The organism is Streptomyces griseoviridis, from assembly GCF_005222485.1.
Lineage (GTDB): Bacteria > Actinomycetota > Actinomycetes > Streptomycetales > Streptomycetaceae > Streptomyces > Streptomyces hintoniae.
This window is the reverse complement of sequence record NZ_CP029078.1, coordinates 1,119,722-1,145,166: the sequence shown is the minus strand read 5'-3', so window position 1 is coordinate 1,145,166 and position 25,445 is coordinate 1,119,722. Positions and strand designations below refer to the sequence as shown.

The 25,445-nt window shown below is 73.0% G+C and carries 21 protein-coding genes and 1 pseudogene; 9 read left to right on the top strand and 13 right to left on the bottom strand.

Features of this window, described 5'->3' with window-relative positions; translation table 11 throughout:
* Window positions 1-143 precede the first annotated feature (143 nt).
* On the top strand, window positions 144-731 hold the full coding sequence (locus tag DDJ31_RS04710) for a 3'-5' exonuclease (RefSeq protein ID WP_171480770.1): 588 nt from the start codon (window positions 144-146) through the stop codon (window positions 729-731).
* A 118-nt stretch (window positions 732-849) separates the two neighbouring features.
* Here DDJ31_RS04710 and DDJ31_RS04705 read toward each other — a convergent pair whose 3' ends face one another.
* The 7 genes from DDJ31_RS04705 to DDJ31_RS04675 all read right to left on the bottom strand — a co-directional run bounded on the left by DDJ31_RS04705 (window position 850) and on the right by DDJ31_RS04675 (window position 6,958).
* Window positions 850-1,257 (bottom strand): nuclear transport factor 2 family protein, encoded by a 408-nt coding sequence (locus DDJ31_RS04705; protein ID WP_127181552.1) that lies wholly within the window; start codon window positions 1,255-1,257, stop codon window positions 850-852.
* The gene (locus DDJ31_RS04700; RefSeq protein WP_127181553.1) at window positions 1,254-2,684 is read right to left on the bottom strand and encodes an MFS transporter; all 1,431 of its coding nucleotides are present in this window, start codon (window positions 2,682-2,684) and stop codon (window positions 1,254-1,256) included. Before DDJ31_RS04700 ends, DDJ31_RS04705 begins: the two co-directional genes overlap by 4 nt.
* Window positions 2,685-2,870: 186 nt before the next feature.
* A complete protein-coding gene (locus DDJ31_RS04695; RefSeq protein WP_127181554.1) occupies window positions 2,871-3,578 on the bottom strand; it encodes a type 1 glutamine amidotransferase domain-containing protein in 708 nt (235 codons plus the stop codon).
* A gap of 164 nt (window positions 3,579-3,742) precedes the next feature.
* Window positions 3,743-4,330: a TetR/AcrR family transcriptional regulator gene (locus DDJ31_RS04690; protein ID WP_127181555.1), complete on the bottom strand. Its 588-nt coding sequence runs from the start codon at window positions 4,328-4,330 to the stop codon at window positions 3,743-3,745.
* Between the two features lie 43 nt (window positions 4,331-4,373).
* Window positions 4,374-5,210 (bottom strand): alpha/beta fold hydrolase, encoded by an 837-nt coding sequence (locus DDJ31_RS04685; protein ID WP_127181556.1) that lies wholly within the window; start codon window positions 5,208-5,210, stop codon window positions 4,374-4,376.
* A gap of 173 nt (window positions 5,211-5,383) precedes the next feature.
* Window positions 5,384-5,980, bottom strand: coding sequence for an NADPH-dependent F420 reductase (locus DDJ31_RS04680; protein WP_127181557.1), 597 nt, complete (start codon window positions 5,978-5,980; stop codon window positions 5,384-5,386).
* A 159-nt stretch (window positions 5,981-6,139) separates the two neighbouring features.
* Entirely contained in the window at window positions 6,140-6,958 is an 819-nt protein-coding gene (locus DDJ31_RS04675; RefSeq protein WP_127181558.1) for an inositol monophosphatase family protein, read from the bottom strand.
* A gap of 137 nt (window positions 6,959-7,095) precedes the next feature.
* On the opposite strand from DDJ31_RS04675, the gene DDJ31_RS04670 reads away from it, so the two are divergent.
* Entirely contained in the window at window positions 7,096-7,995 is a 900-nt protein-coding gene (locus DDJ31_RS04670; RefSeq protein WP_127181559.1) for a LysR family transcriptional regulator, read from the top strand.
* 87 nt (window positions 7,996-8,082) lie between these two features.
* Here the strand turns inward: DDJ31_RS04670 and DDJ31_RS04665 are convergent, their stop codons facing one another.
* Both DDJ31_RS04665 and DDJ31_RS04660 read right to left on the bottom strand, forming a co-directional pair.
* Window positions 8,083-8,523: an SDR family NAD(P)-dependent oxidoreductase gene (locus DDJ31_RS04665; protein WP_240678277.1), complete on the bottom strand. Its 441-nt coding sequence runs from the start codon at window positions 8,521-8,523 to the stop codon at window positions 8,083-8,085.
* A 120-nt stretch (window positions 8,524-8,643) separates the two neighbouring features.
* The gene (locus DDJ31_RS04660) at window positions 8,644-10,101 is read right to left on the bottom strand and encodes an aldehyde dehydrogenase family protein (RefSeq protein WP_127181560.1); all 1,458 of its coding nucleotides are present in this window, start codon (window positions 10,099-10,101) and stop codon (window positions 8,644-8,646) included.
* Window positions 10,102-10,275: 174 nt separating this feature from the next.
* Here DDJ31_RS04660 and DDJ31_RS04655 point away from each other — a divergent pair, with 174 nt between their 5' ends.
* The gene (locus DDJ31_RS04655) at window positions 10,276-11,130 is read left to right on the top strand and encodes a helix-turn-helix domain-containing protein (protein WP_127181561.1); all 855 of its coding nucleotides are present in this window, start codon (window positions 10,276-10,278) and stop codon (window positions 11,128-11,130) included.
* 408 nt (window positions 11,131-11,538) lie between these two features.
* Here the strand turns inward: DDJ31_RS04655 and DDJ31_RS04650 are convergent, their stop codons facing one another.
* Window positions 11,539-13,077, bottom strand: a complete 1,539-nt coding sequence (locus tag DDJ31_RS04650; RefSeq protein WP_127181562.1) for an alpha/beta hydrolase — start codon at window positions 13,075-13,077, stop codon at window positions 11,539-11,541.
* Window positions 13,078-13,202: 125 nt separating this feature from the next.
* Between DDJ31_RS04650 and DDJ31_RS04645 the strand changes: the two genes are divergently transcribed.
* On the top strand, window positions 13,203-14,192 hold the full coding sequence (locus DDJ31_RS04645; RefSeq protein ID WP_127181563.1) for a MerR family transcriptional regulator: 990 nt from the start codon (window positions 13,203-13,205) through the stop codon (window positions 14,190-14,192).
* Between the two features lie 16 nt (window positions 14,193-14,208).
* On the opposite strand, the pseudogene DDJ31_RS38930 reads toward DDJ31_RS04645, so the two are convergent.
* Window positions 14,209-14,337: pseudogene (locus DDJ31_RS38930) on the bottom strand (GNAT family N-acetyltransferase); the annotation flags it as partial.
* A gap of 262 nt (window positions 14,338-14,599) precedes the next feature.
* On the opposite strand from DDJ31_RS38930, the gene DDJ31_RS04640 reads away from it, so the two are divergent.
* Window positions 14,600-15,934, top strand: coding sequence for an FAD-dependent oxidoreductase (locus tag DDJ31_RS04640; RefSeq protein ID WP_240678278.1), 1,335 nt, complete (start codon window positions 14,600-14,602; stop codon window positions 15,932-15,934).
* Window positions 15,935-15,957: 23 nt separating this feature from the next.
* Complete coding sequence (locus tag DDJ31_RS04635; RefSeq protein WP_206280725.1) at window positions 15,958-16,797, top strand: alpha/beta hydrolase; 840 nt, start codon at window positions 15,958-15,960, stop codon at window positions 16,795-16,797.
* A 55-nt stretch (window positions 16,798-16,852) separates the two neighbouring features.
* On the opposite strand, the gene DDJ31_RS04630 is transcribed toward DDJ31_RS04635, so the two are convergent.
* Both DDJ31_RS04630 and DDJ31_RS04625 read right to left on the bottom strand, forming a co-directional pair.
* Window positions 16,853-17,668, bottom strand: a complete 816-nt coding sequence (locus tag DDJ31_RS04630; protein ID WP_346656294.1) for an NAD(P)H-binding protein — start codon at window positions 17,666-17,668, stop codon at window positions 16,853-16,855.
* Between the two features lie 221 nt (window positions 17,669-17,889).
* On the bottom strand, window positions 17,890-21,150 hold the full coding sequence (locus DDJ31_RS04625) for a BTAD domain-containing putative transcriptional regulator (RefSeq protein ID WP_127181565.1): 3,261 nt from the start codon (window positions 21,148-21,150) through the stop codon (window positions 17,890-17,892).
* 230 nt (window positions 21,151-21,380) lie between these two features.
* Between DDJ31_RS04625 and DDJ31_RS04620 the strand changes: the two genes are divergently transcribed.
* The 3 genes from DDJ31_RS04620 to DDJ31_RS04610 all read left to right on the top strand — a co-directional run bounded on the left by DDJ31_RS04620 (window position 21,381) and on the right by DDJ31_RS04610 (window position 25,437).
* Window positions 21,381-21,992 (top strand): NADPH-dependent FMN reductase, encoded by a 612-nt coding sequence (locus tag DDJ31_RS04620; RefSeq protein WP_127182955.1) that lies wholly within the window; start codon window positions 21,381-21,383, stop codon window positions 21,990-21,992.
* A gap of 2 nt (window positions 21,993-21,994) precedes the next feature.
* Window positions 21,995-22,783 (top strand): thioesterase II family protein, encoded by a 789-nt coding sequence (locus DDJ31_RS04615; RefSeq protein WP_240678279.1) that lies wholly within the window; start codon window positions 21,995-21,997, stop codon window positions 22,781-22,783.
* 242 nt (window positions 22,784-23,025) lie between these two features.
* The gene (locus tag DDJ31_RS04610) at window positions 23,026-25,437 is read left to right on the top strand and encodes a BTAD domain-containing putative transcriptional regulator (RefSeq protein ID WP_127181566.1); all 2,412 of its coding nucleotides are present in this window, start codon (window positions 23,026-23,028) and stop codon (window positions 25,435-25,437) included.
* The last annotated feature ends 8 nt before the right edge of the window (window positions 25,438-25,445 follow it).

Sequence of the window (25,445 nt, the reverse complement as noted above, 5' to 3'; positions counted from 1 at the left end):
CGGGCTGACAATCGTGCGCTCGGCTTCGAACCACCGGGTCAGAGCGTGAGGTTCGCGTCGAAGAAGTCAGTGTCGGCAATGACGGTGTGGACGTACGGAAATCGAGGTGCCGGAACCGGGCGGGCATCCCTACCCTCGGCCCCATGCGCCACGAATCCACTCTGCTGAACGTCATTGATGTGGAAGCCACTTGCTGGGACGGGCAGCCGCCGCCCGGCTCCGTGAACGAGATCATCGAGATCGGTCTCACCGTCGTGGATGTGCCGGCAGGGCGCCGCGTGTCCCGGCATCGTGTCGTGGTCCGACCTGCCCGGTCCAGGGTGAGCGACTTCTGCACTCAACTGACCGGGCTGACGCAAGCCGAGGCGGAATGTGGCGTCTCCTTCGGCGAGGCCTGTCGGATCCTTGTCGAGGAGTACGAGGCCGGGGAGCGCCCTTGGGCGAGCTGGGGCGAGTACGACCGTCGGCAATTCGCTCGCCAGAGTCAGGCCGACAGGGTGGCCTACCCGTTCGGCTATCCGACTGAGCGCACGCACACCAACGCCAAGGCGGTATTCACCGCGGCCTACGGGCTGCGCAAGAAACCCGGCATGGGTCACGCTCTGCAGATAGCCGGACTGCCGCTCGAGGGCCGCCACCACCGTGGAGAGGACGACGCGTGGAACATCGCCGCACTCGTCCTCGACCTGGTGGGGCGCGGGGCGTGGCCGGTCACGGCCACAGACGTCTAGCCTCACGCCCGATCGTCGAGGCGGCTTTACGGGGCAAGGTGTGTGTTCCGGGGGCCAGGGCACGGTGCCCGTCGCGTCCGGCAGGCCGCTCCCTGGATACGGCGGGCCGGTTGTCGCCTCACGCAACCGTCGCGCTCTGTATCGGATGCGTGTCGGCGAACTGTTCGAAGCGGATGATCTTGCCGTCAGCGAGGTGCCAGACGTGTGCGGCTCGGGCGCTGAAGGACTTTGCTGTTCTGCCGTGGGTCCCTCGGTAGCTTCCGATCGCGACGACGGAATCGCCGGCGTCGATGAGGTGGTCCAATTCGTACTGCCAGTGGCTCCAGTCGCGTTGGAGGACGGCGAAGACGTTGTCGGTCACCTCCTCCTTGTTCCTGAACACCCCCGGCGTGGGAAATCCGTCGCATTCGATCCATGTCAGATCAGGGGACAGATCCTTGTAGAAGGAGTCCAAGTCGGCTTCCGCGTAGGCGTGGTAGAGGCTCTCCACGATCTGGAGATTCCTCGAACTGCTCGCACTGCTCATCGTGCTTCCTGACTCTTCGTAGCGGGTTCCAGTGTTTGTACTCGGAGGTCGGCGATCGGCGGTATCGGTCCGGTCAGGTCCGGCGGTGTGCCGTGCGGTGAACGGGCCCTTCGCGGCCAGGCGATGAACGTCGCCGCCAGCGCGGCCGTCGCGAGTCCGGCCCCGGCGACCAGAACAGCTGCCGGATTCCACCGGCCGCTCAGTGCCTGCACGAGCACGGGGAAGGCGAACCCGGTGTACGCCAGACTGTAGAAGACGGCGATCGCGGTGGCGCCGTGCCGCGGCGGGGCCAGCGTTTCCACCAGCCGCAATCCGCTCACCAGCAGGATGCCGTACGCCGAGCCCAGGACGACGGCGGTGGCCAGCAGCAGGGCCAGGGAGCCGGTGCCCGCGGTGAGCGCCGCGAGGAGCATGCCGGCCACCGCGGCCGTCATGCCCGTCCGGAACGGGGCGGCCGGTGAGCGTCGCGCGAGTCGGCCCGCCCAGGGCTGCACCGCGATGCCGGTGCCCAACGTGGTCGCGGCGACGACACCGCTCCCGACGGAACCGAAGTCGCCGAGGGACACCAGCGCGGGCAGCACCGTGAAGGACACCGTGGCGGCCCCGAAGATCCAGGGTGCCGTGGGGAGTACGGCGGCCAGGAACGTCCAGCTGGTCAGATAGGACCCCGGTCGGCGGTCGGCTGTGCTGCGGCGCTCGTCCGGTCCGACGTGTCGCCGGGCCGTCTCAGGGGCTCGGAACACGAGGGGCAGCGCCAGCGCCACGAGCGCGATGTGTACGAGGTAGGACGTGAGCCGTGGTGCGGGGAGCCACTGGACGATCGCCCCGGACAGGAGCGGACCGGCCGCGAAACCGGCGGTCAGCGCGACGGCCGCGCGTCGCGCACCCCCGCCTCGGGTCCGCGCGGTGTCGGACAGTTCCCTGATCCAAGCCGTTCCCGGCCCGAACGCCGCGCCGGCGCTGATCCCGATGAGTATCCGCCCGGTCAGGATCGCCCCGAACGCGCCGTCCGAGAGCGACATCACCGCCGAGCCGAGCGCGGAGAGCAGCAGCGCGGCGAGGAGCGCCCGGCGCCTGCCGACCCGGTCCGAGACCCGCGCCACGACCAGCAGCGCTGGTATGAGCCCCAGTGCGTACGCTCCGAACAGTCCGTCGGCCCGGAGCCCGCCCGGGTCACCGTAGGCGTGCAGCAGTGAGGCGAACATGTTGGCTCCCCATCCCACGACGAACACCGCGGCGGCGGGCCGGGCCCACGCGGAACGCCCCACCACCGGCGGGAGGAGGGACGGGTCCTCCGTCCCGGTCGGCGGGGTCGGCGAGGTCGGCCGGGTCGGCGAAGCAGCCGCCATCGGGCCCGTGGACGGGGGTGACGGCGTGGTGCGGGGGCGAGAGCGGGTGGGGGTGGGGGCGCCGAGGTGAATGGGCATCAGTTCTCAAGTCCTGGTCCGCTGTTGGTCACCGTCGATGGTCAGCAGCCGCGTGCGGCGGAATGCCGCGCCGTCGGCTGTCCCCGCGATGAGAGCCTTCATGGCGGGCCCGCCGGGCCAGAGGCCGACACGGCCCTGGCCCGGCGGGGGAGTGGTGCCGCTCACGCGGCGTCACGGCAGCAGCGCTCACGCACCGGCCGCGTCGGACTCGTCGGCCCCGGTGACCGATGCGATGAGTACGTCGGCGGCCGGACCGGAGGAGGCGGGGTTCTGTCCCGTGATCAGCAGGCCGTCCCGCAGGACGTACGGCGCCCAGTCGTCGCCCTTGGAGTAGTCGCCGCCGAGCCGGGTGAGTTCGTCCTCGACCAGGAAGGGCACCACCTCGGTGAGCTGGACCCCGTCTTCCTCGCTGTTGGTGAACCCGGTGACCTTCTTGCCCCGCACCAGTGGCGTGCCGTCCTCGTTCACGGCGTGCCGAAGGACGCCGGGGGCGTGGCAGACCAGGGCGAGGGGCTTTCCGGCGCGCAGGGTGCTCTCGATCAGGCGGACGGAGGTGGCGTCCTCGGCCAGGTCCCACAGGGGGCCGTGGCCGCCGGGGTAGAAGACGGCGTCGAAGTCGTCGGCGGAGACGGAGTCGAGGCGGACGGTGCTCGCGAGAGCGGCCATGGCCTCGGGGTCGGCCTCGAAGCGCCGGGTGTCGTCGGTCTGGCTGGCCGGTTCGTTGCTCTTGGGGTCGAGCGGCGGACGGCCGCCCTTGGGGGAGGCGAGTACGAGATCGATGCCGGCGTCCTTGAACCGGTAGTAGGGGGCGGCCAGTTCCTCCAGCCAGAAGCCGGTCTTCCTGCCGGTGTCACCGAGTTCGTCGTGCGAGGTCAGGACGGTGAGAACCTTCATGGTTGCTGCTCCTTCGATGAGTAGACCGGTCGTCTCCGACAGAATAGACCGGTCGTCTTCGGCTGTCGATCACGCCACGCGGGCGAGCGCGGCCTCGTGGGGATGGGGGACAGGGGATGCGGGAAATGGCTGGTGGCTGGTGGGCGGCTTCCGGCCGGGGCGCCCTACACGTGCAGGAGTTGGCGCGTGACCTTCGTCGCGGTGTCCAGGGCGCCGATGTCCCGGTGGATCTTCGCCATGACGCTCGCGCCGAGCCACATCTCGTACAGCACCTGCGCGGTGGTGCGGGCGTCGCCGTCGATCGAGAGCGAGCCGTCCGCCAGGCCGGCCTCGATCGTCCGCTCCAGGCGGTCGACGATGGCGGTGGTGCCCTCCTTGAGCGCGAGCCGCATCGACTCCGACAGGTCGGAGACCTCCGCGCCGAGCTTCACGGCCAGGCACTTGCCCTGGCAGTCGTCCAGGGACTGCGTCTCGCGCCAGCCGTCCCAGTACTTCTGCAGCCGCTCCGCCGAGGTCGCGCCCGGCTCACCGAGGACGCTGTCCATGTCGGCGAGGTAGTCCGCGAAGTAGGACCGCATCATCGCCTCGCCGAAGGCGTCCTTGGAGCTGAAGTAGTGGTAGAACGACCCTTTGGGCACTCCGGCCTCGGAGAGCACCTCGTTGATGCCCACCGCGGCGAATCCCTTGTGGGACATGATCCGCTGAGCCGTGTCGAGGATGCTGCGGCGGGTGTCGCCCTGAGTGACTGGCATGAGTGTCACCCTATCCTTAAATAGACCGGTCGTCTATTCGCGGTCAGTGGTCGAGGAAGTCCAGCAGGATCTCGTTGACCTCGGCGGTGTGGGTGGTGAGGAGCCCGTGCGGGGCGCCGTCGATCTCGACGTACCGGGCGGCGGGCAGGGCCTTGGCGAAGCGGCGCCCGGTGGCGTCGATGGGCAGGGTGCGGTCGGCGGTCCCGTGCACGATCAGCGTCGGGACGTCGATGCGGGGGATGTCCGCGCGGAAGTCGGTGGGCCAGGTCAGGGGAGCGGCGGCCGAGGCGATCGCGCCGGCGCCCGCCGCCACGTTCCAGGCGTTGCGGACCGCTTCCTCGCTCACCCGGGTGCCGAGGTTGTCGTCGAGGTTGAAGAAGTCGCGGTAGAAGCCGGTGAAGAAGGCGTAGCGGTCCTTGCTCGCCGCCTCGGAGACCTCCTGGAAGAAGGAGAGCGGGGCGGCGCCGTCGGGGTTGTCCTCGGTGATGGCCAGGAACGGTTCGAGCGAGGCCAGGAAGACGGCCTTGGCGACGCGGCCCGAACCGTAGGTGGACAGGTAGCGGGCGACCTCACCGGTGCCCATTGAGAAGCCGACCAGGACCGCGTCGCGCAGGTCCAGGGCCTCCATGAGGGTGTTCAGGTCGGAGGCGAAGGTGTCGTAGTCGTAACCGGTCGACGGCTGGCTGGACCTGCCGAAGCCGCGCCGGTCGTAGGTGACCACCCGGTTGCCGGCCGCCAGCAGCGCCGGGACCTGTCCCTCCCAGGAGTTGCCGTCCAGCGGGTAGCCGTGGATCAGCACGACCGGCCGGCCCGTCCCCCGGTCCTCGTAGTGCAGTTCGACATCGGTGCTGTTCTCCGTGCCGACCTTGACGCGTCCCATGACGGTTGTCCCTTCCGGGGAGTGGTGGGCGGAAGCGGCGAGCGCCGCGTTCCGACGTTCAGAACTATACGACCGGTCTACTCGACCGTCAACGGGCGCCCCGCGAACGCCGACCGCTCCCGCCCTCACCCACCCCATGCGTGCCGCGGCCCGTCATGACGCGCGATGTCCCGTCAGACGGCGACCGAGATCGCGAAGGGTGCGAAGCCCCTGGACCTGATCACGTGCGGGACGAACAGGATCGCCGCCTCCGTGGCGCGCGCGGTCCTGATCCCGCCGAGGTCGGTGATCCACCCCTCGCGCCAGCCGAGGTCCACGAGCAGTTCGCGGACGGCCTGCTTGGCCTGCGGATCCTCACCGGAGAGAAAGACGCTGGGCGTCTGGGTGAGCATGGCGGGCGCGGTCATCACCGGGAACAGCATGGTGTTGAGGGTCTTGACGACAGGTGTCTCGGGCAGCGCCTCCTGGAGCTGCTCGGCGAGACTGGAACCGGGGTAGAGCAGGTCGGCGGGGAGGCCGTCCGGCCCGTCGACGGTGGCGTTGGAGACGTCGACGAGGATCTTGCCCCGCAGTTCGTCGCGCAGGGCGGCGAGCCGTTCCAGCGAACTGTCGCCCGGGGTGGCGTTGATGACGATCCGCGCGGTCCTGGCGGCGGCGGCCGCGGTGCCCGGCGCGCGGCCCGCCACCGTCACCTGGTGTCCCGCCCGGGTGAGGGCGTCGGCCAGATTGCCGCCGACGCGGCCGTTTCCGAGAACTGCGATCGTGGTCATGATGCTGTGGTCCTTCCTGGGTTTGCGGGTCGTGGTGTGAGATCTGCGCGATCAGTGGGATCGGTGCGGTCAGCGAGGTCAGCGAGGTCAGCGAGGTCAGCGAGGTCAGCGAGGTCAGCGAGGTCAGTGCGACCCGTGCGATCAGCGAGATCCGTGCGATCAGCGCGACAGTGTGGCGACGGCTTCGGCGTGGATGGTGGGCGCGGTGGCCAGGAAGCTCTCGCTCGCCGGGGTCCAGGGGCGGCCTTCGGCATCGGAGACGCGGCCACCCGCCTCGGTGACGAGCAGCGCCCCGGGCAGCAGATCCGCGCGGGCCCCGGCGAACTGCCAGAAGGCGTCGATCCGGCCGGCGGCCACGTTCACCAGGTGCAGGGTCGCGGGCACGGCGGTCCGGACGACGAGCGCGTCGACGAGCATCGCGGTGATCGAGGAGCCGACGCGTCGCACGACCCGCTCGTCCTCGTCCGGCCTGGCCTGGCTGGTCGCCACGATGCTCAAGCCGAGCCCCGCCGGGGCGGAGACGCGCAGGGGCCGGTCGTGGAGGTGGGCGCCGCCGCCGGCGAGCGCGGTGTAGGTCTCGCCGGTCAGCGGCAGGTGGACGGCGGTGAGGACCGGCTGGTTGTCGCGCACGAGGGTGGCGGTCACCGCCCACTCCGGCAGCGCGTGCAGATGGTTGATGTTGCCCTCGGCCGGGTCGACGACCCACCACTCGCCGGGCGGCAGGGCGCCGCCTTCAAGCTCCTCCTCCACCCAGCGCGCCTGCGGACGCAGATCCGTGAGGCTGGGGCGGAGGATGCCGAGGGCCGCGTCGTCGTTGGCGGCGAGAGCCCGCATCAACTCGTCGCGGCTCTGGTGGGCGACCACGTCGCCGAAGCGCTCGCGCAGCACCGAACCGGCCGCGCGTACGGCGATCACGGTCCCCGCGAGCAGGGCGGCGTCCGAGCCGGTGCGATCGGTGGTCCGCATGGTTTCCGACATGGCGGTGTTCCCGTCTGGGTCGAGGGGGTGAGGTCGATCGGGCCAAGCGGTGCGTTCCCCCTTGCGCCCTCACCTCGAAGGTAGGCACCCCCTTGATTAACCGCAAATGCATGTGCAGCACGGCTAGCATTACTCTCATGCAACTGGATTTGAATCTGCTCGCCGCGCTCGACGCACTGCTGGAGGAGGGCAGCGTGGCCGGGGCAGCAGCTCGCCTGCACGTCACCGCCCCCGCGATGAGCCGCAGCCTGGGCCGCATCCGGCGCACGACCGGGGATCAGATCCTGGTGCGCACCGGCCGCACGATGACTCCGACGCCGTACGCGATCGCCGTTCGGGAACAGGTGCACGCGCTCCTGCACCAGGTGCGGGGAGTGCTGGCGCCGAGCCGTGAACTCGATCTGGCGACCCTGGAGCGCACCTTCACCCTCCGCTGGCACGATTCGCTGGTCGCCCTGAGCGGCCCCGCGCTGCTCGCGGCCGTGCGCGGCCAGGCGCCGGGCGTGCGGTTGCGCTTCGTCCCGGAATCGAGCGTCGACACCCCCGAACTACGGCGTGGCGAGGTCGACTTGGAGGCGAACGCGAGCAGGGCGAGCGCACCTGACGTCCGCGCCGAGAGGGTGACCGAGAGCCGCCCCGTCATCGTCGCCGCGCAGGGGCATCCGCTGACCCGCGTCGAGGCGGTGACCGCCGAGCAGTACGCCGCCGCCGAGCACATCAACATCTCGCGACGCGGAAGGCTCAGCAACGTCGTCGACGACGCCCTGGCCCAACTCGGCCTCACCCGCCGCGTGGTGGCGACCGCGCCCACGGAAGCCGCCGCGTTCGAGTTCGCGCGTGAATCCGACCTCCTGGCCACCGCGCCCGAGGCCACCACGCGCTCCGCCGTCGCGGACCTCGGCCTGGTCGTGCTTCCGCTGCCGCTCGAACTGCCTTCGGCGCCGGTCTACTTGTCGTGGCATCAACGCTACGACACCGACCCCGCCCACACCTGGCTGCGCACACTGGCGAGGACCGCGCTGACAACATGCCAGTAGGGGGAGGTGGTTGTTCTCAGCAGCGGCGAATCACTTGGGCAACCGGTCTCGGTATGCGCTCTGTCGGTCAGTCGCTGACGCGGGACGTCATCGGATCGCAGCCGTCGTGTCCCGGTGGCCTGGCGCGGTCCGGTCCGGGTGGTGCTTGCGCGGATCGGACGTTGTCATGCGGTCCAGCACGCGGTCGGGGAGGAAGCGGCCGGCGCGGATGAGGAGGCCGGCCGTCGCCCCGGTGGCATAGCGCGTGTGGGGTTTCCGGGCGGTCGCGGCCTTGGCGATCGTCCGGGCCGCGGTGTCGGCGTTCACGCCGGCCTCGGTGAACGCCGCGATGTGGTCCTGGTCGGTGATGGCGAGGAGCACCGGCTCTATGCCGGGCGCGAGCAGGGCCTCGCCGTCGCCCGTGCGCCTTACGCCGGCGAGGACATGGAAGCCGCGGCGGGCCAGCTCCCGCGCGGTGGCCGCGCCCATTCCGGTCGACGCCCCCGTCACGACGACGAGTTCCTGATGCTGGGGTGGCTTCTTGGACACGACGCACTCCTGGGAGAACGGGAACGAACAGGGGGACGCGCCGGTACGCCCCCGGTGAGGGCTCCGCGGCGCGGACCGGCGTGCCGAACCGGGCCGCGGAGCAGGAGCGCGGGCCGCGGCTCAGGACGGTCGCGGCGCGACAGTGACGTAGGTCTTGAGGTTCTGGAACTCGTGGATGGCCGAGGGCCCGCACAGCACGCCGATTCCGCTCTGCTTGAATCCGCCCTGTTCGAAGTGCTCGGACATCGAGCCCCAGGTGTTGACCCAGATCCCGCCGAACCGGAGGTCGCGTCCGACCCGGCGGGCCCGCAGGTCGTCGTGGGTGTACACCGACGCTGCCAGGCCGAACTCGGTGGCGTTGGCCCGCCGGACCGCGTCCGCCTCGTCCTCGAAGATCTCGAAGGTCTGGACCGGGCCGAACACCTCCTGCCGCACCAGCGGGACATCGAGCCGCTCGACCTCCAGCAGGGCGGGCCGGAAGAACGCGCCGCCCGCCAGGGCGGGTTCGGTGACGGGTCCGCCCCTGACGATGACCTTGGCGTAGGCGGCGGCCTCCTCGACGAGGCTCTCGACCCGTGCGACGGCGGCCTTGTCGATCAGCGGGCCGAGCTGGGCGGAAGGGTCCGTCGCGGGCCCGACCCTGACCGCTTCGAGCGCGGTCGCCAGCCGGGTGCGCAGGTCGTCAGCGATGCCGCGCTGCACGAGGACGCGTGAACCGGTGCAGCAGAACTGCCCGTTCATGAGGGTGAGCGCCAGCACCAGCTGCGGGACGACGGCGTCCAGATCCGCGTCGTCGAAGACGATCAGCGGGGCCTTGCCGCCCAGTTCGAGGTTGAGCCGCTTGAGCGTCGGCGCGGCCGCGGCGGCGATGAGGCGGCCGACGTGGGTGCTGCCGGTGTAGCTGAGCACGTCCACGTCGGGCGACTCGACCAGCAGCGGCGCCACCTCGTTGCCCGCCTCGGTGAGGACGTTGACCACGCCAGGGGGCAGGGACTCGGTGGCGGCGACGGCCTCGGAGAACAGGGCGTTGGTCAGGGCGGTCTGCCCGGGGAGCTTCACCACCGCCGTGCAGCCCGCGCCGATCGCGGGACCGAGGGCACGCACCGTCAGGCACAGCGGGGAGTTCCACGGCGAGATGATGCCGGCGACCCCCATCGCCTCGGGCGACGAGTGGAAGTACTGGCCAGGCACCGGCTCGGCGGCCCGGCCGGCCACCTGCGTGAGCGCGGAAGCGGCGCTGTAGCGCAGCCAGTCGACGGAGATCGCGGCCTCCCACGCCGTCTCCTCCAGGCGCTTGCCGTTCTCCCGGGTCAGGGTCCGGCTCAGCGCGGGGACGCGCTCGGCGATCCGGTCGGCCAGCTCGGACAGCGCCCGGGAGCGCAGCGCCGGGTCACGGGACCAGCCGGTGGTGTCGAAGGCGGTGCGCGCCGCGGCGACGGCGGCCTCGGCCTCCGCCCGGCCCGCCGAGACATACGTGCCGACGACCTCGCCGTCGGAGGGGTCGACCGACTCCCGCACCGAGCCGGACCCGCTCCACTCCCCGTCGATCAGATTCCGGACGGGCGTGATGACAGACATGATCTGGGCCTTTCGTGACGAACCACCGCGACCGCCCGCTCGGACTCGGTGAGCCGAGCCGGGTCGCCTGGTGCGACCACTGTCGACCGGCACGGGGGCCGCAACCAGGGCAATCCGCGACGGTAGGAATCGCAGTACCACCCTCACCGCGGGCCCGGCGGAGATACTGAGACGGTGACCGAGGAACAGAACCAGCTGGGCACGGCGCTGCGTCGGTGGCGCGACCGGCTCGCACCGGCCGACGTGGGTCTGCCGACCGCGGGCAGGCGCCGCGCCGCGGGCCTGCGGCGCGAGGAACTCGCCGCGCTCGCCGGGCTCTCCGTCGACTACCTCGTCCGCCTCGAACAGGGGCGCGCCACCCGGCCGTCCGAACAGGTCGCCGCGGCGCTGAGCCGCGCCCTGCACCTGGAGACGTCCGAACGGGATCACCTCTACCGCCTCGCGCACCTTCCCCTGCCGGGAGCCGGGCGGATCTCCACGCACATCCCGCCCAGCGTGCAACGCCTGCTCGCCGCCCTCACCGGCCAGGCGCTGGCCGTCTTCGCGGCCGACTGGACGCTCATCACGTGCACTCCGCTGTGGGGCTCACTCTTCGGGGAGCCCGCGCACGACCCCGCGGACCGGCGCAACCTGGTGCGCGACACGTTCCTGCCCGAGTCCGCCTCCGCACCTCTTCCCCGGTCCGAACGCGGCCGGGAGGCCATGGAGGCCGCTCTCGTCGCCGATCTGCGGACCGCGCAGGGCACCTTCCCCGACGACCCCCGTCTGCGCGGACTCATCCAGGAGTGCACCACCCGCAGTCCGCGCTTCGCGCTGCTCTGGTCGCAGGGCGCGGCGGGGGCGCTCGGCCACGACCGCAAGACCGTCACCCACCCGGTCGTCGGGGACATCACCCTCGACTGCGACATCCTCACGGTGCCGGGATCGGACCTCAGGATCGTCGCCTACACGGTGGCCGCGGGAACACCGGCCGCGGAACAACTCGACTTCCTCCGCGTCACCGCCACCCGGGCCCCGCTCAACGACTGACCCGTGCCCGCGACTCGGGCACCGGACACGCGGAGAACCGGAGAACCGGAGAAGCGGAGAACCGGAGAAGCGGAGAAGCGGAGAACGGGGGAAGGGGGAAGGGGGAAGCGGGCCGCCGCGTGCGAAACGCCCGACGGTCCACCTCTCCCGTTCAGGTCCGCCGGTCCGCGGCCCCGGCCGGCGCCTCGGGACCGCTCACCTCTGCGGGAGTCGCAACGGCGGGGCCGCCTCGGTGGGCAGTGGCGCGCGGTGGACGGCGCGCAGTCCGTCGACGGAGATGCGCAGCGTCCGTGCGAGAAACCTGGCGGTCGGCCCCGACCACCCCCCCCCAGCCGCGCACCGTCAGGCCCCGCAACGGCCTCCTCGTCCACACCACCCCGGACACACCGGTCACCGCCGACTACACCCTCACGGCGTGTCGTGCCGGCCGACGTGGCTCAGCACCGACCGCATCGCGTGGCGTACGGCCTCGCGGGACGTGTCGGTCGGGTCGCGGGTCTCGAACGCGTGGTGGCCGCGGGGGACGTCGATCACCTCGACGTCCGCGCCGCAGTCCTCCGCCGCGGACAGGAACTCCTCGACGGTGGCGGCGATCTCGGGCATCTCCAGCCCCACGCGGGTCAGGACGAGGGGCAGCGCACCCGCGTTCGCCACCGCGCGCGCCGGGCGGAACCGGCCGTCGGGCAGCCCCCAGTTGGGCAGCGGGGCCAGGATCGGGTAGGTCGCCGCCAGGCAGCGCAGCCACACCGGGGGCGCGTCCAGCCAGTCGGCCGCGATCGGGCCGCCGCCGGAGAAGAACCACAGCGCGATCCGGTCGGCGTCCACCCGGGGATCGGCCCTGACCAGCTCGACGGCGGCGGCCACGTCGTCGGCGGCCCGCCCGTAGTCGGCCAGGCCGTGCAGCCGGTGGTCGAGGACCGCGCCCACCACCCCGCTCCCGGCCGCGTACCGCGCGTACCCGGACAGGGTCGGCCAGTCCCACGGGGTCGGCCGGGCGTCGGCCGGGACCGGGCCGCCCGGCACGAGGACCACCGCGGGCCGCGGCTCGGCGGCGTCGGGCAGGTACAGGTCGACGGTCCCGTGCCGCTCCCGCGGGACGTCGGGCACGTCCAGGAGGAACTGCCGCCGGTGCGCGCCCCGTTCGGCGTCGACGGGGTCGAGACGGTGCCCCTCGCCGGCCGCGGCCCGCAGCAGCACGTCCGTGAGTTCGGCGGGGCGGGACAGCATCGGCCAGTGCCCGGTGGGCAGTTCGAAGAAGGTCACCCGGGGGTCGACCAGCGCCCGCAGCGCCGGATCGCCGAAGCCGACCAGCAGTTGGAGCATCTCGATGCTCGTGCCGTTGCCGGTGCAGAGCACGCCCGTGGTGGGCACCGAGTCGACCGCGCCGGTCAGCCGCAGCGGCTGGAGCAGGGTGCCGAGCGGCTGCGGGGCGGCGAGCGCGGTGAGTTGGTCGAGGTCCGCCCCCGCGACACCCTCGGTGCTGCCCCACAGCGGCCACGCGTCGTGGGCGGGCGGTGGCAGTACCGCGCCGGCCGAGCCGTCCCCGCCCGCCCCGGCGAGTCCGGCCAGCCGCTCGCGCAGCGACTGGTCGGGGACGGTGGCCAGGGCCGGGACGCCGTCCCTCGGCATGTTCGCGTCCAGGTAGACGACCCTCCCGACGCGCTCCGCCCGCCGGTCGGCGGCACCGAGCGCCGGGTGGATGCCGTAGTCGTGTCCGACCAGCACGATCTCCCGGCCCGCCGCCGTGCCGACCGAGTCGATCACCGCGAGCACGTCCTCGACGTGCGTCTCCAGGTCGGTGCCGTCCCCCGGCGCCGCGCCCGGCCCTTCGAGCCCGGTGAGGGCGACCGGGTGCGCCTCGGCGCCCGCGGCGGTCAGGCGCGCGGCGGTGTCCCGCCAGATGTGTGTGCCGGTGAACATGCCCGACACCAGGATGAACACGGTCATGGTCTCTCCTCCGTACCCGTACGGCACGACGCCGGTACGCCGTCGCGCCCGCAGTCCGCGGGACCGGCCCGATCTCCGGTCCGCGCTCGCCGGTACGGTAGGAACTCCCCCTGAGGGAGGTTCAAGTGGCGACGTCGTCCGACGGGTTGTGCGGCATCGGGGAACTCGCCGAGCGCGCCGGGGTCACCGTCAAGACGGTCCGCTTCTACTCCGACCGCGGTCTGCTCCCGGAGGCCGCGCGCAGCGCGGGCGGGCACCGGCGGTACGGTCCCGAGGCGCTCGAACGGCTGCGCACGATCCGCTCCCTGCGCGCCCTCGGCCTCTCCGTTCCCGAGGTCCGGCGGATCGTCGACGAGGAGGACGGAGCGGGCGGCGGGGGCCGGGCGGGCGGCGCGCTGGAGGCCGCGGTCGCCGGGCAGCTGCGCGAACTCGGCTCCGAGCTGCGGGCGTTGCGCTGGCGGGAGGCCGCGCTGCGGCTGGTGCAGGAGTGCCCGCCCGGCGAGCGGGCCGGCCGGCTGCGGCTGATCGGCGCCGTGTCCGTGCCGCCCAGCACGGCCCCGCTGGTCCGGTTCTGGCGCGGCTGGCTGCCGGCCCGGATCCCCGCCCGCTCGGCCGACGCGTTCCTGGACGTGGCGGTGCCGCGGCCGCCCGACGATCCCACCCCGGCCCAACTCCTCGCCTTCGCCCGGCTGAACGCCCTCACCCTCGCTCCGTGTCCTGGCACCGGCAGGTCCCAGCCCGAGGCGCACCGGGCCGCCGGGCCCCGCGGCGCGGCCGTGCTCTACGCCGGGCTGGCGGAGGCGTACGAGCTGGCCGGCGCACACCTGCGCCGGGGACGCGCACCGCACCCGGGTGAGGCGCTCGACGGATTCGTCACGGCCTACACCAGCGCGTACGGCGTCCGGGACACTCCGGGCTTCCGGCGGGTACTGGCCGGGCGGCTCGCGGCCGATCCGCGGCTCGACGGCTACTGGGAACTGGTGGCCGAGGTGATCACCCCGCCGGGCGGCCGACCCGAGCCGACCCCCGGCACCGCCCACGACTGGCTGCTCGCGGCGCTGACCGCGCAGACCGGGACGCCCGAGCCCGACCACGGCACGCCGCCCCGCCGGTGACGGGACGGCCGGTCGCTCAGGGCTGTACGGCGTCGAACGGCAGAGCACGACGGAAGGCGACCATGGCCCGGCCGGGACCGTCGTAGTCGTCGACCCTCCTCGCGTCGAAGCCTAGGCGGCGGTGGAACGCGATCGAGCCGGTGTTTCCGGGTGGCTTTCGCTCTCCTTGCGACCAGGCACGTCCCACCGAATCCCCGCACCAGGCCCGGAGGGACGGAGAGACGGAGGGACAGAGGGACGGGGTGCCAGAGCGTCGGAGACCCGCGGCCCGTCCGCCCACCATCTCCCCGGCCTCCCGTCAATGGCGCGAGGACGGGCGATTACCGGTTCGTGGGCGGACGCTTACCGAGAAGTCCTACTGTCTGTGACGCATGGGGTCGGTGATGAACCTGAGGAGGAAGGGCGCTGTGGACGGTGTGACCGCGGTCGCGGGGCGACGGGCCGTTGTGATGGGCGGCAGCATGGGGGGCCTGCTGGCGGCGCGGGCGCTGGCCGAGTCGTTCGACGAGGTCGTCGTGGTGGACCGCGATGTGCTGCCTGAGGAGTCGGCGAACCGGAGGGGAACGCCCCAGGACCGGCATGTGCACGGACTCCTGGCGCGGGGGCGGCAGATCCTTGAGGAGTTCTTCCCCGGGATGACCGAGGAGTTGCGGGCGGCGGGCGCCGTCGTCGGCGACGTGGCGGGCGATGTCCGCTGGATCATGGACGGCGTCCCGATCAGCAAGGGACACGCCAACCTCCTCACGGTCTCGGTGTCCCGCCCCACCCTTGAGGCCCATGTGCGGCGCCGGGTAAGGGGTTTGGCGGGCGTGCGGTTACTGGACAGGACCGAGGTGGTGGGTCTGCGGTTCTCGCCCGATGGGCAGCGCGTCACCGGGGTGCGCACCGTGCAGACCGGCGACGCGGCGAGCGGCTCCACCCTCGCGGCCGACCTGGTGGTGGACACCCTCGGACGTGGGTCGCGGGTCCAGCGATGGCTCGTGGACCAGGGCTGGCCCGAGGTCCCCGAGGAGAACACCCCGGCGGGACTGACCTACACCACGCGGCACTACCGGGCGGGACCGCAGCCGTCCCCCGCGGACTTCTCCGTCGACATCGTTGCCACGCCGGACTACCCGCGAGGCGCCGTCTGCGCGCGGATCGACGGCGGGGTGCAGGTGGTGACCGCGTACGGGATCCTGGGCGATGTGCCGCCCGCGGACCCCGAGGGCTTCCTCGACTTCCTCAAGTCGCTGTCCTCGCCCGAGATCTACGAGGCGATGGTGGAGAACGAGGCGCCGCTCGACGACCCGGTGTCGCACCGCTTCCCGGCGAGCCTGCGCCGCCGGTACGAGCTGGTGGAGCGGTTGCCGACCGGCCTGCTGGCGCTGGGCGACGCGGTGTGCAGCTTCAACCCGACCTACGGACAGGGCATGACGGTCGTGGCGCTGGGGGCGAAGGTGCTGCGCGACCATGTGGCGGGCGGCCAAGTGCCCGATCCCGCCGCCTACTTCCGCGACCTGGCGCGGGACGCCGTCGACGAGGCATGGCGTCAGGCGCTCTGCAACGACCTGGGCTTCCCGGAGGTGACGGGGGACAGGACGCCGGAGATCCTCGCCGAACAGGAGCACATGGGACGGGTGTTGGAGGCCGCGCGGTACGACGGCGCGATCGCCGCCGCCTACACCCGCGTTATCTCCCTCGTCGACCCGCCGCAGGCGCTGCACGCCGACTGGGTGCGCAAGGCGCTGCGGTCCGACTGACGAGCCCGCGCGGAGACGGAGACATGATGCGAGTCCCGGTGAACGACCTGGTCTTCGACGTCGATGTGGCGGGCCCCGAGGAGGGCGCGACGGTCCTGCTGCTGCACGGGTTCCCGCACAGCCGGGAGTCCTGGACCGACGTCGCGCCCCTCCTGCACCGGGCCGGGTTCCGGACGGTGGCCCCCGACCAGCGCGGATACTCACCCGGCGCCCGCCCCGAGGCGGTGGAGGCGTACGCCCTGCCCGAACTCGGCGCCGACGCGCTGGGCCTCCTGGACGCGCTGGGGGTGCGCGCCGCGCATGTCGTCGGGCACGACTGGGGTGCCGTCGTCGGGTGGTACCTGGCGGCACGCTTCCCCGAGCAGGTGCGGAGTCTCACGGCGGCGGGGTTCCCGCACCTGGACGCCTACCGGTACGCGCTGCGGGTCGACCCCGAGCAGCGGCTGCACTCCGGCTACCTCGCCACGCTCAGCGCGGTGGACGCCGCCGACTCCTTCCTCGCGGACGACGCGGCCGGCCTGACCGGCTGGTACCGGCAGTCCGAGGGCGCGCTGAGCGAGGAGCAGATCGCGCGGTACGTGCGCACCCACACCCGTCCCGGCACCCTGCGGGCCGCGCTGAAGTGGTACCGGGCGGGAACCCTCCAGAACGACGGCGACCCGCTCGGGCCCGTCACCGTGCCCACCACCCACATCTGGAGCGAGGACGACCCGGCGGTGGGCATCTTCGCCGCGGAGCGCACCGCGGACCATGTGACGGGGGAGTACCGCTTCGTCCGGCTGCCAGGGGTCTCGCACTGGCAGCCCCAGCAGGTGCCGGACAGGATCGCCGCGGAGATCCTGGACCGGGCCGGCCGCGCCTGACCGGCCCGGCCCCCGGGAAGAGCGGGCCGTCCAGGTCCGGTCTTCCCGGGGCCGGTCAGGCGGCCCAGACGCCGGTCGCGGCGGCCTCCTCGGCGAAGTCCGCGAAGTCCCGGGGGGCGCGGCCCAGCACGTCCTGGACGCCGCTCGACAGATGGGCGTCCTCGCCCTCGCGGATCCAGGTGAACAGCCGGGCCAGGAACCGCGCCTCGTCCTCGGGCACGTCACGGGCCATGAGGTCGGCGACGTACTCGTCGGGGCTGACGGACCGGTAGCCGATGGTGCGGCCGGTCACCCGCGCGATGGTGCCGACGGCCTCCTCGATCGAGAGGGCGCGCGGTCCTGACAGGGAGTGGATCACGCCGGTGTGGCCGTCCCGGGTGAGCACCGCCGCCGCGACCTCGGCGATGTCCCGGGCGTCGACGAAGGGCTCGCCGCCGGCGCCGGCGGGCAGCCGCACGGAGCCGGCCCGCACCGGGGCGCGCAGCAGGTCGTCCTCGGTGAACCCCTGCATGAACCAGGTCGGCCGCAGGATGGTCCAGGCGTCGCAGGACTCCCGCAGCGCCTCCTCGGTCGCGAGCAGCCCGGGGTCGCCCGAGTCGGCCCAGCCGCGGGCGGAGAGCAGCACCAGCCGGGTGAGGCCGCGCTCGGCCGCGAACGTCACGAAGGCGCGCATCCGCTCGGCGGCGTGCTCGTTCTGCGCGTCGACCAGATAGGCGGCCCGCGCGCCCGACACCGCGGCCGGCCAGGTCGACTCGTCGAACCAGTCGAAGCGCACCGGGGCGGAGCCGCGGGAGACGGCCCGGACGTCCGCGCCGAGCCGCCGCAGATGTTCCACGACGTGTCTGCCGGTCTTCCCGGTGGCACCGGTCACCAGGATGGGACCCCTGTCGTCGGCCGCTGCCCCGTCATGTATATGACTCGGTCTCATGCCATCGAGTAGAACACGAACAAGGGTGCGATCAAGAGGAGTTGGCGGTGTCGCGCGCGTCGCGCGCCGCCCGCTCCCGGGTCTTCGGGAACCCGCCGGCGGGGGCGGTGCGAGCGGACGGCGGTCAGGCCCGGGGGCCCGGCGGACGGGTGGCGCGGGAGCGCCTACCCGCCGTGGCTCTCCTCCTCGTCCGCCGCGGTGTCGTGGTCGCGGGCGGCGCCCTCGGCGAGCGCCGCGCGCACCCCCTCCGCGCCGAGCGCCGCACGGACCCGGGCGAAGACCCGCTCCACGTCGCCGCGTTCGGCGGGCGGCAGCGGGGCTTCGCACTCCTCACGGGTGTGGGCCGCGGTGCCCAGCAGACGGGCCGCGCGGACATGCTGTCCGGCGAGGGAGTGCGCCCCGGCGAGTCCTTCGAGCGCCAGGGCCACCGCGCGGGCGTCACCGGTGGCGCGGGCCGTCGCCAGACAGTCCTGGTGGAGGCGGAGCGCGGCCGTGGCGTCCCCGCGCTGCTCCGCGACGAACCCCAACTCCGCCAGGACCAGGGCGAGTCCGGTGAGGGCGTGGTGGCAGCGGTTCCACTCGAGCCACGGCCGCAGATGCCCTTCGGCGACGTCGAGACGGCCCCGGCGGCGGGCGGCGAGAGCGAGCCCCAGCTCGGCGAACTGCTCCACCGGACGGTTGCCCTGGTCGACGGCGAGCCGCAGCGCGCGCGAGTGCAGTTCGTCGGCCTCGGTCAGCCGGTCGGTGAGCAGGGCGATCCGGCCGAGCCCGGAGAGCTTGCGGGACACCTCCGACCACAGTTCGAGGGACTCGGCGATCCGCAGCCCCTCCGAATGCAGCCTGGCCGCCTCGTCGTAGTCGGCGTTGATCTCCGCGAGGACGCTGAGCACCTCGGTCGCCTTGAGCTGCCCCCAGGCGTCGCCGAGCGCGATGAAGTGGGTCCGGGCCTCCAGCGCGTTGCCGCGCATCCCCTCCAGGTTGCCGCGGGCCATCGCGAGCGCGGCCAGGGTGCTCAGGGCGGCGGCGACACCCCAGACGTCGCGCAGTACCCGGAAGTCGGTCAGCGCGCCCTTCACGCGCCGCTCACCGGCGGTGAGGGCGCCCAGGCTCCACTCGGCGAAGCCGAGGAACCACTCCGCGCGCGCCCGGCCGACGGTCCGCTCCCCGGCCGTGAGGTGCGCGCGCTCCCCGGCCGGGGCGGCCGGGGAACCGTCAGAGGAGGGGGCGGCCCCCGGCCGGTGCTCCCCGATGAGCATCGCGAACCCCGTGTGCCACGCGCGTGCTTCCGCCCGGTCCGCCTCGGGCGCCAGGCCCGGGACGGCGAGCGCGAGGCGCAGGGCCCGGGTCCCCTCGCCGAGCCGGCCGCGCAGGAACCAGTACCAGGAGAGGGCGTTGGCCAGGCGCAGGGCCCAGGAGGCCGCGCCGATGCGTTCGGCCTCGTCCAGGGCGTGCTGGAAGTTGGCGCTCTCCGCGTCCAGGCGCTGGAGCCAGCGGCGCTGGTTGTGGCCGTGCAGATGAGGGCGGGCCAGCTCGGCGAGTTCGGTGTAGTACCGCAGGTGGCGCAGCGCCAACTCGGCGCTCTCGCCCAGCTCGTGGGTCTTGCGCTGGGCGTAGGCGGCGACGGACTCCAGGAGCCGGTACCGCGGCCAGTGGGTGATGACCAGGGAGCGGTCGACCAGCCGGGTCAGGACGTCAAGGACCTCCTCGTCCCCGGCCGAGTCGGCGTTCAGGTGCTCCACGGCTTCCAGCGTGCAGCCCTCGGCGTGCACGGCGAGCGAGCGCAGCAGATCCTGTTCCTGACCGCTGAGCAGGCTCCAGCTCCAGTCGATGGCCGCCTGGAGGGTCTGCTGGCGGGCGGGTGCGCCGCGGTAGCCGCGGGTGAGGACGCGGAAGCGGTCGTCGAGGCGGTCGAGGATGTCCCGCAGGCCGAGGGAGCGCACGCGCGTGGCGGCCAGTTCGAGGGCCAGGGGCAGCCCGTCGAGGCGCCGGCAGATGGCGGCCACCACGGGGGCGGTGGAGTCGTCGAGGACGAAGCCCGGGTCGACGGACCTGGCGCGGGCGGCGAACAACTGGACGGCGCTGCACCCGCGCAGGGTGGCGGGGTCGCTGTCGGGCAGCGGCAGGTTGAGCGGCGGCACCGGCCACACCGTCTCACCGGGCAGGTGCAGCCGTTCCTGGCTGGTGGCCACCAGGTGCAGTTCCGGAGCGGCGTCGAGGAGCCGGGTGACCAGTTCGGCGACGGCGTCGACGAGGTGCTCGCAGTTGTCGAGGACCAGCAGCAGCCGGCGGGTGGCCAGGGCGGTCACCAGGTGCTGCACCGCGCCGCCCGCCCCGTCGGCGGCGACCGGAGCGGTGTCGGAGTCGCCCCGGATGCCCATCACCGCCATCACGTGTTCGGCCAGCGACGTCAGCCCTGTGGCGCTGCTCAGCCCGGCGAACTCCACCAGCCAGACACCGTCGGGGAACGCGTCGTCCAGTCGGCGCGCGGTGGCGGCGGCGAGCCTGGTCTTGCCCACACCCCCCGGTCCTGTGAGGGTGACCAGCCGCTCCTCGCGGACCAGGTCACGGAGTTCGGCCACCGCCTCGTCCCGTCCGACGAGGGAGCCGAGGCGGGCGGGCAGGTTGGTGCGGGAGCGGGTGCCCAGGGGCGGGGGCGTCGTCCCCGCGGTGTCCTGGAGGGCCGGATCCTGGCGGAGGATCGCCTGCTGGAGCGCCTCGATGGCGGGACCGGGGGAGAGGCCCAGTTCGCGGTCCAGGCGCCTTCGTAACTCCGCGTAGCTGCCGAGCGCCTCAGAGGAACGCCCGACCCGGTACAGGGAACGCATCTGCGCGGCCCGCAGCCGCTCGCGCAGCGGATGCGCCGCCACGAGCGCGGTGAGTTCGGCGATGAGGGTGCTGTGCTCGCCCAGTTCAAGACGGGCCTCGGCGTGCTCCTCTATCGCGGTGAGGCGCTGTTCCTCCAGGGAGTCGGCGGCGGCCCGGACGAAGGGCGCGTCGACGAAGTCCGCGAACGCGTGCCCGCGCCACAGCGACAGCGCGTCCCCCAGGGCGGCGGCCTTGGCCCGCGGGTCCTGGAGCGCGGTGGCGTCGCTGACCAGGGCCTGGAAGCGGCCGGAGTCCACCGACACCGCCGGGGCCGTCAGCACATAGCCGGGGGCCTGGCGCGCGATCAGCTCCCGGCCGCCGGGCTCGGCGTCCTCCAACGCCCGCCGCAGCTGGGACACTTTGGCCTGGAGGGCGCCCAACGGGTTGGTGGGGAGCGTCGAACCGCCCCAGAGCGCCTCGATGAGCCGCTCGGCCGCCACCACCCGCCCGGGGTGCGCGAGCAGATTGGCGAGCAGGGCCCGGACCTTCACCTCGGGGACTCTGACCAACCGTTCCTCGGTCGCCCACACTTCCAGTGACCCCAGCACCCTGAATTGCATATGCACGAGCTTAACTCAGAGTGTTCACAGTGGACTTACAGCAAACGCCGTTCCCGGCGGCCTTTCCGAAGTGCGTCCGAAGAGAATCCGAAGCGGCATGCCGCACAGTGATCTACGGCGGGAGGGGCGTCACGCGAGGAGGCGAACAGTTGAACACGGACACGGGCACGGACACGCACGCGGGCACCGACGTGGACGCGGGTGCGGACCCGGACACGCGCACGGACCGGATGCGGCTGGTGATCATCGTCGGCAGCGTGCGGCACGGCCGGTTCGGCCTCGTGGCGGCCGAGTGGCTGGCCTCCCAGGCGGGGCTGCGCACCGACTTTGATATCGATGTCATCGACCTCGACACCGTCTGGCTGCCGGACGTGATGTTCATGGACCCCGCCGAGTGCAAGCCACAGGCCGTCCAGGACCTGGCACCGTGGCTGGCCGAGGCCGACGCGTTCGTGGTGGTGACCCCCGAGTACAAGCGGAGCTTCCCCGCCTCCCTGAAAAGCGCCATCGACTGGTACGACGAGGAGTGGCGCGCCAAGCCTGTCGCCTTCCTCTCCTACGGCGGAGCGTCGAGCGGCCTGTGCGCGGTCGCCCAGCTCCGGCAGATCTTCGCCGAGGCGCACGCCGTGACCGTGCGCGAGACCGTCAGCTTCCACGCCCACCACGACCAGGACCGCCTCGACCGGTACAACGGCCTCGACACCGCCGGCTGCCCCTTCAACACCGGTCTCGACGCCGCTCGCGCCATGCTCGACCGGCTCGGCTGGTGGGCCCGCGCCCTGCGCCGGGCCCGCGAGACCGAACCGTACGAACCCGCCACGCACCACTGCTTGGGAGAGTGACCGTGCGCAACGCAGAAACGAGCGTCGTGGACAGCAGGTGGTTCCGGCGTTACCACCGGCCCGTCGACGACACGCCCCGGACGCGGCTGATCTGCTTCCCGCACGCGGGCGGCGCCGCCGGAAGCTACGCGGGACTGGCCCGCCGGCTGGCACCCCGCCTCGACGTGTACGCCGTCCAGTACCCGGGACGGCACGACCGCAGACACGAGACCCCGGAGCACAGCCTGACCGCGCTCGCGGTACGGATCGCCGAACGGCTGCTGGAGGGCACCCGCGGACCGTACGCCCTCTTCGGCCACAGCATGGGCGCCCTCGTCGCCTACGAGACCGCCCGGGTCCTCGCCCGCCACGGCGCGCCCGCCCCGGCCCGGCTCATCCTCTCCGGCCGCGGAGCGCCCACGACGACCCCCGACCCCCACGACCGGCTCGACGGCGACGACGCGATCCTCGCGGCCGTCCGACGGCTCGGCGGCACCGGCGCCGCCGTGCTGGACGACCCCGAACTCGTCGCCCTCGCCCTGCCCGTGCTGCGCGCCGACTACGCCGCGCTGGCCGACTACCGCTGGACCGCCGAGCCGATGCTGAGCACACCGCTCAGCGTCTTCGTCGGGGCGGACGACCCCCTCGTGCCGCAGCGGGCGGCGGCGGCCTGGGCCGACCTGACCTCGGCGACGTCCGAGACGCTGATGTTCCCCGGGGGCCACTTCTACCTGGGTGACCAGCTCGACACGGTGGCCGAGGCGATCGCCGGCCTGCTGCCGTCCCGACCGGTCGCCCCACGCGCCCGGTAACGCCCCGCACGACGTTCCCCCCGTCCCGACGCCCCGCGCACCCGCTCACCTCCGGCGGCGCCGGAACGGGGGGACCCCTGTGCGCGGCACCGCACGGGAGCCGGCACCACCGGCCCTGCCCGTGGCGAGAAGAGGAACGGGACAGTCATCGCCTCCATGCCGGCCGCCCTGACCGGGGCCGTACGCCAGATCGCGGCCCGCACCCCGGGGTCGGCACACACTTCGCCCACGAGGAGTCAAGCGTGCAGTTCAGGATCCTGGGTCCGTTAGAGGTGTCGTTCCACGACCAGGTGCTCCCCCTGGGGGGCTTCAAGCAACGCGCCGCGCTGGGACTGCTGTTGCTGCGGGCCAACCGGGTCGTGGCCACCAGCGAGATGCTCACCGGGCTGTGGCCGGAGGAAGAACTCCCCGCCACAGCCCGCAAGATCGTGCAGAACGCCATCTGGAGCCTGCGCGCCCTGCTCAGTCCACCGCCGGGCGACGAGGATCCGCCGGGGAGCCGCCGTCCCGAACTGCTCACCCAGGCACCGGGATACCTGTTGCGCGTCGACTCCGGCAGCCTCGACGTCAACCGGTTCGAGCGGCAAGTCGCCGAAGGCCGCGCCCGGTTGGCCGCGGGTGACGCGGAGGAGGCCGCGCGGCTGCTGCGGGAGGCGCTCGCGGAGTGGCGCGGACCGGCCCTCGCGGACCTCGCCGAACACGACGTCGCCTGGCCGGAACTGACCGTGCTGGGACAGCTGAGGCTGGACGTCATGGAGGACCGCTTCGAAGCCGAACTGCGCTGCGGACGCCACCAGGCCGTCCTGGGCGAACTCGTCTCCCTCGTCGCCGAACAGCCGCTCCGCGAACGGCTGTGCAGGCAGCTCATGCTCGCCCTCTACCGCTGCGGCCGGCAGGCCGAGGCCCTCAGCGCGTTCACCCGGGTACGCCGGGCGCTGGTCGAGGAGTACGGCCTCGAACCCTCCAGGGAACTGCAGTTGCTGCAGCAGAGCATCCTCACCCACGACCCCGCGCTCGCCGCTCCCGCGGTCACCGGCGGGGAACCCGTCGTCCTCGCGGAGGTACGCCCCCTGCAAGGTGCCCCGCGGACCGGGAACACCGCGCCGGAAGCACGGGGACTCCACGTGGCGAGCCCCCGCGCCTCCGCCGCCGCACACGGCGCGGACCGGGCCCAGGACCGGCCCGCGCCCCGCCCGGCGGACCCGGTGGACCCGGCGGGCAGCGGCTCACCCGCCCCGCCGGCCGCCGGCCAGGACGTGCGGCGGCGGACGGCGGACGGGCCGGTGACCGAACGCCGTCAGGTCAGTGCCGTCCTGGTCCGCACGGGGTTCACCGCCGAGACCGACGCGCTCGGCGACGACCGCACCGCCCCGGCGCTGCACGCCGCAGGCAACGCGTTCGCCGACGGCGTCGAGGAGTTCGGCGGCACCGTCGTCGGCTCCCTCGGCTATGTCTCGGTCGCCGTGTTCGGACTGCGCGGCGAGCCCCGCGCGGCGTCGCTCGACGCCGTGGCCGCCGCGTTCGCCGTACGCGACCGCTTCGCCGACATACCAGGGCCCACCTTCCACGCCGCCGTGATCGCGGGCTCGGCGCTGGTGCGCCACGACCCCCACGACCCGACCGTCCCGGTCACCGTCGCCGGGCGGCTGCTCGACGACGCCCTGACCCTGCTGGGCGCCGTCCCGCCAGGCGAGGTGCACATCAGCGGCGACGCCGCCCGCATCCCCGAGCCGAGGAACCGGCACTCCACCGCCCGCTCCGGAAGACCACCGCAGGCACCGGGACACGAGCGCCCGCTCTCCCCGCTGCCGCCGCTGCCCCCGCTGTCCTCCTGGGCCGACGCGGCGGGCACCGTCACCGGGCCGCCGAAGGAACCCGTCGGCCACGAGCACGAACTGTCCATCACCATGGACCTGTTGGACCACAGCCGCCGCACCGCCGCGCCGTACCTCATGACGATCCTCGGCGAGGAAGGCGTCGGGAAGACCCGGTTCCTGGAGGACTTCGAGCAGCAGGTCACCGACGTCTCACCGGAGGTGCGGGTGATACGCGTCGGAGGGGCGGCCAGCGGGGGGAACTCGCCGCGCCTGGCCCGCGACATCCTCGCCGCCTGCTGCGGACTGCCGCCAGGGGCGGGGGTGGACGGCCGATTCACCGAGGCCGTGCGCCGGCTGGCGGGCAGCGGAGCGGCCGAACGGCTGCTGTACCACCTCATCCCGCTGATGGGACCGGCCGGCCGGTGCACCAGCCACGACGAGGTGCACGCCAGCTGGATCGAGGTGGTGGCGCTGGCCGCCCGCGAACGGCCCATCGTGCTCTGCTTCGACGACGTCCACCGCTCCGAGGACCCGTTCCTGGACTGCGTGGAGAGGCTCGTCGCCACCGCGCGCCCCGCGCCCCTGTTCGTGATGGCCGCCGCCCGGCCCGAACTGCTCGAACGCCGGCCCTTCTGGGGCAGCGGGCAACGCCACGCGGGCACCCTCACCCTGGAGCGCTGGACGACGCCCCGGGAGGACTTCGTCACGCGCTTCACGGACCAGCAGCACACGCCCGAGAACTTCGTCCCACCGGCGTCCTTCCCGCGCCATGGCGCGCGAGGGATCCGCCGTCCGTCCGACCATGGACCGTTCGTGGCCCGGCATGCGGACCGGTGACCGAGGGG

Excerpts from the sequence above, each read along its gene's own strand:
- DDJ31_RS04620 (WP_127182955.1), top strand. The coding sequence starts at position 21,381 with ATGCGGCTGGTGATCATCGTCGGCAGCGTGCGGCACGGCCGGTTCGGC.
- DDJ31_RS04625 (WP_127181565.1), bottom strand. The coding sequence starts at position 21,150 with ATGCAATTCAGGGTGCTGGGGTCACTGGAAGTGTGGGCGACCGAGGAA.
- DDJ31_RS04695 (WP_127181554.1), bottom strand. The coding sequence starts at position 3,578 with ATGAAGGTTCTCACCGTCCTGACCTCGCACGACGAACTCGGTGACACC.
- DDJ31_RS04670 (WP_127181559.1), top strand. The coding sequence starts at position 7,096 with ATGCAACTGGATTTGAATCTGCTCGCCGCGCTCGACGCACTGCTGGAG.
- DDJ31_RS04690 (WP_127181555.1), bottom strand. The coding sequence starts at position 4,330 with ATGCCAGTCACTCAGGGCGACACCCGCCGCAGCATCCTCGACACGGCT.
- DDJ31_RS04710 (WP_171480770.1), top strand. The coding sequence starts at position 144 with ATGCGCCACGAATCCACTCTGCTGAACGTCATTGATGTGGAAGCCACT.
- DDJ31_RS04685 (WP_127181556.1), bottom strand. The coding sequence starts at position 5,210 with ATGGGACGCGTCAAGGTCGGCACGGAGAACAGCACCGATGTCGAACTG.
- DDJ31_RS04680 (WP_127181557.1), bottom strand. The coding sequence starts at position 5,980 with ATGACCACGATCGCAGTTCTCGGAAACGGCCGCGTCGGCGGCAATCTG.
- DDJ31_RS04700 (WP_127181553.1), bottom strand. The coding sequence starts at position 2,684 with ATGCCCATTCACCTCGGCGCCCCCACCCCCACCCGCTCTCGCCCCCGC.
- DDJ31_RS04705 (WP_127181552.1), bottom strand. The coding sequence starts at position 1,257 with ATGAGCAGTGCGAGCAGTTCGAGGAATCTCCAGATCGTGGAGAGCCTC.
- DDJ31_RS04675 (WP_127181558.1), bottom strand. The coding sequence starts at position 6,958 with ATGTCGGAAACCATGCGGACCACCGATCGCACCGGCTCGGACGCCGCC.
- DDJ31_RS04660 (WP_127181560.1), bottom strand. The coding sequence starts at position 10,101 with ATGTCTGTCATCACGCCCGTCCGGAATCTGATCGACGGGGAGTGGAGC.
- DDJ31_RS04650 (WP_127181562.1), bottom strand. The coding sequence starts at position 13,077 with ATGACCGTGTTCATCCTGGTGTCGGGCATGTTCACCGGCACACACATC.
- DDJ31_RS04635 (WP_206280725.1), top strand. The coding sequence starts at position 15,958 with ATGATGCGAGTCCCGGTGAACGACCTGGTCTTCGACGTCGATGTGGCG.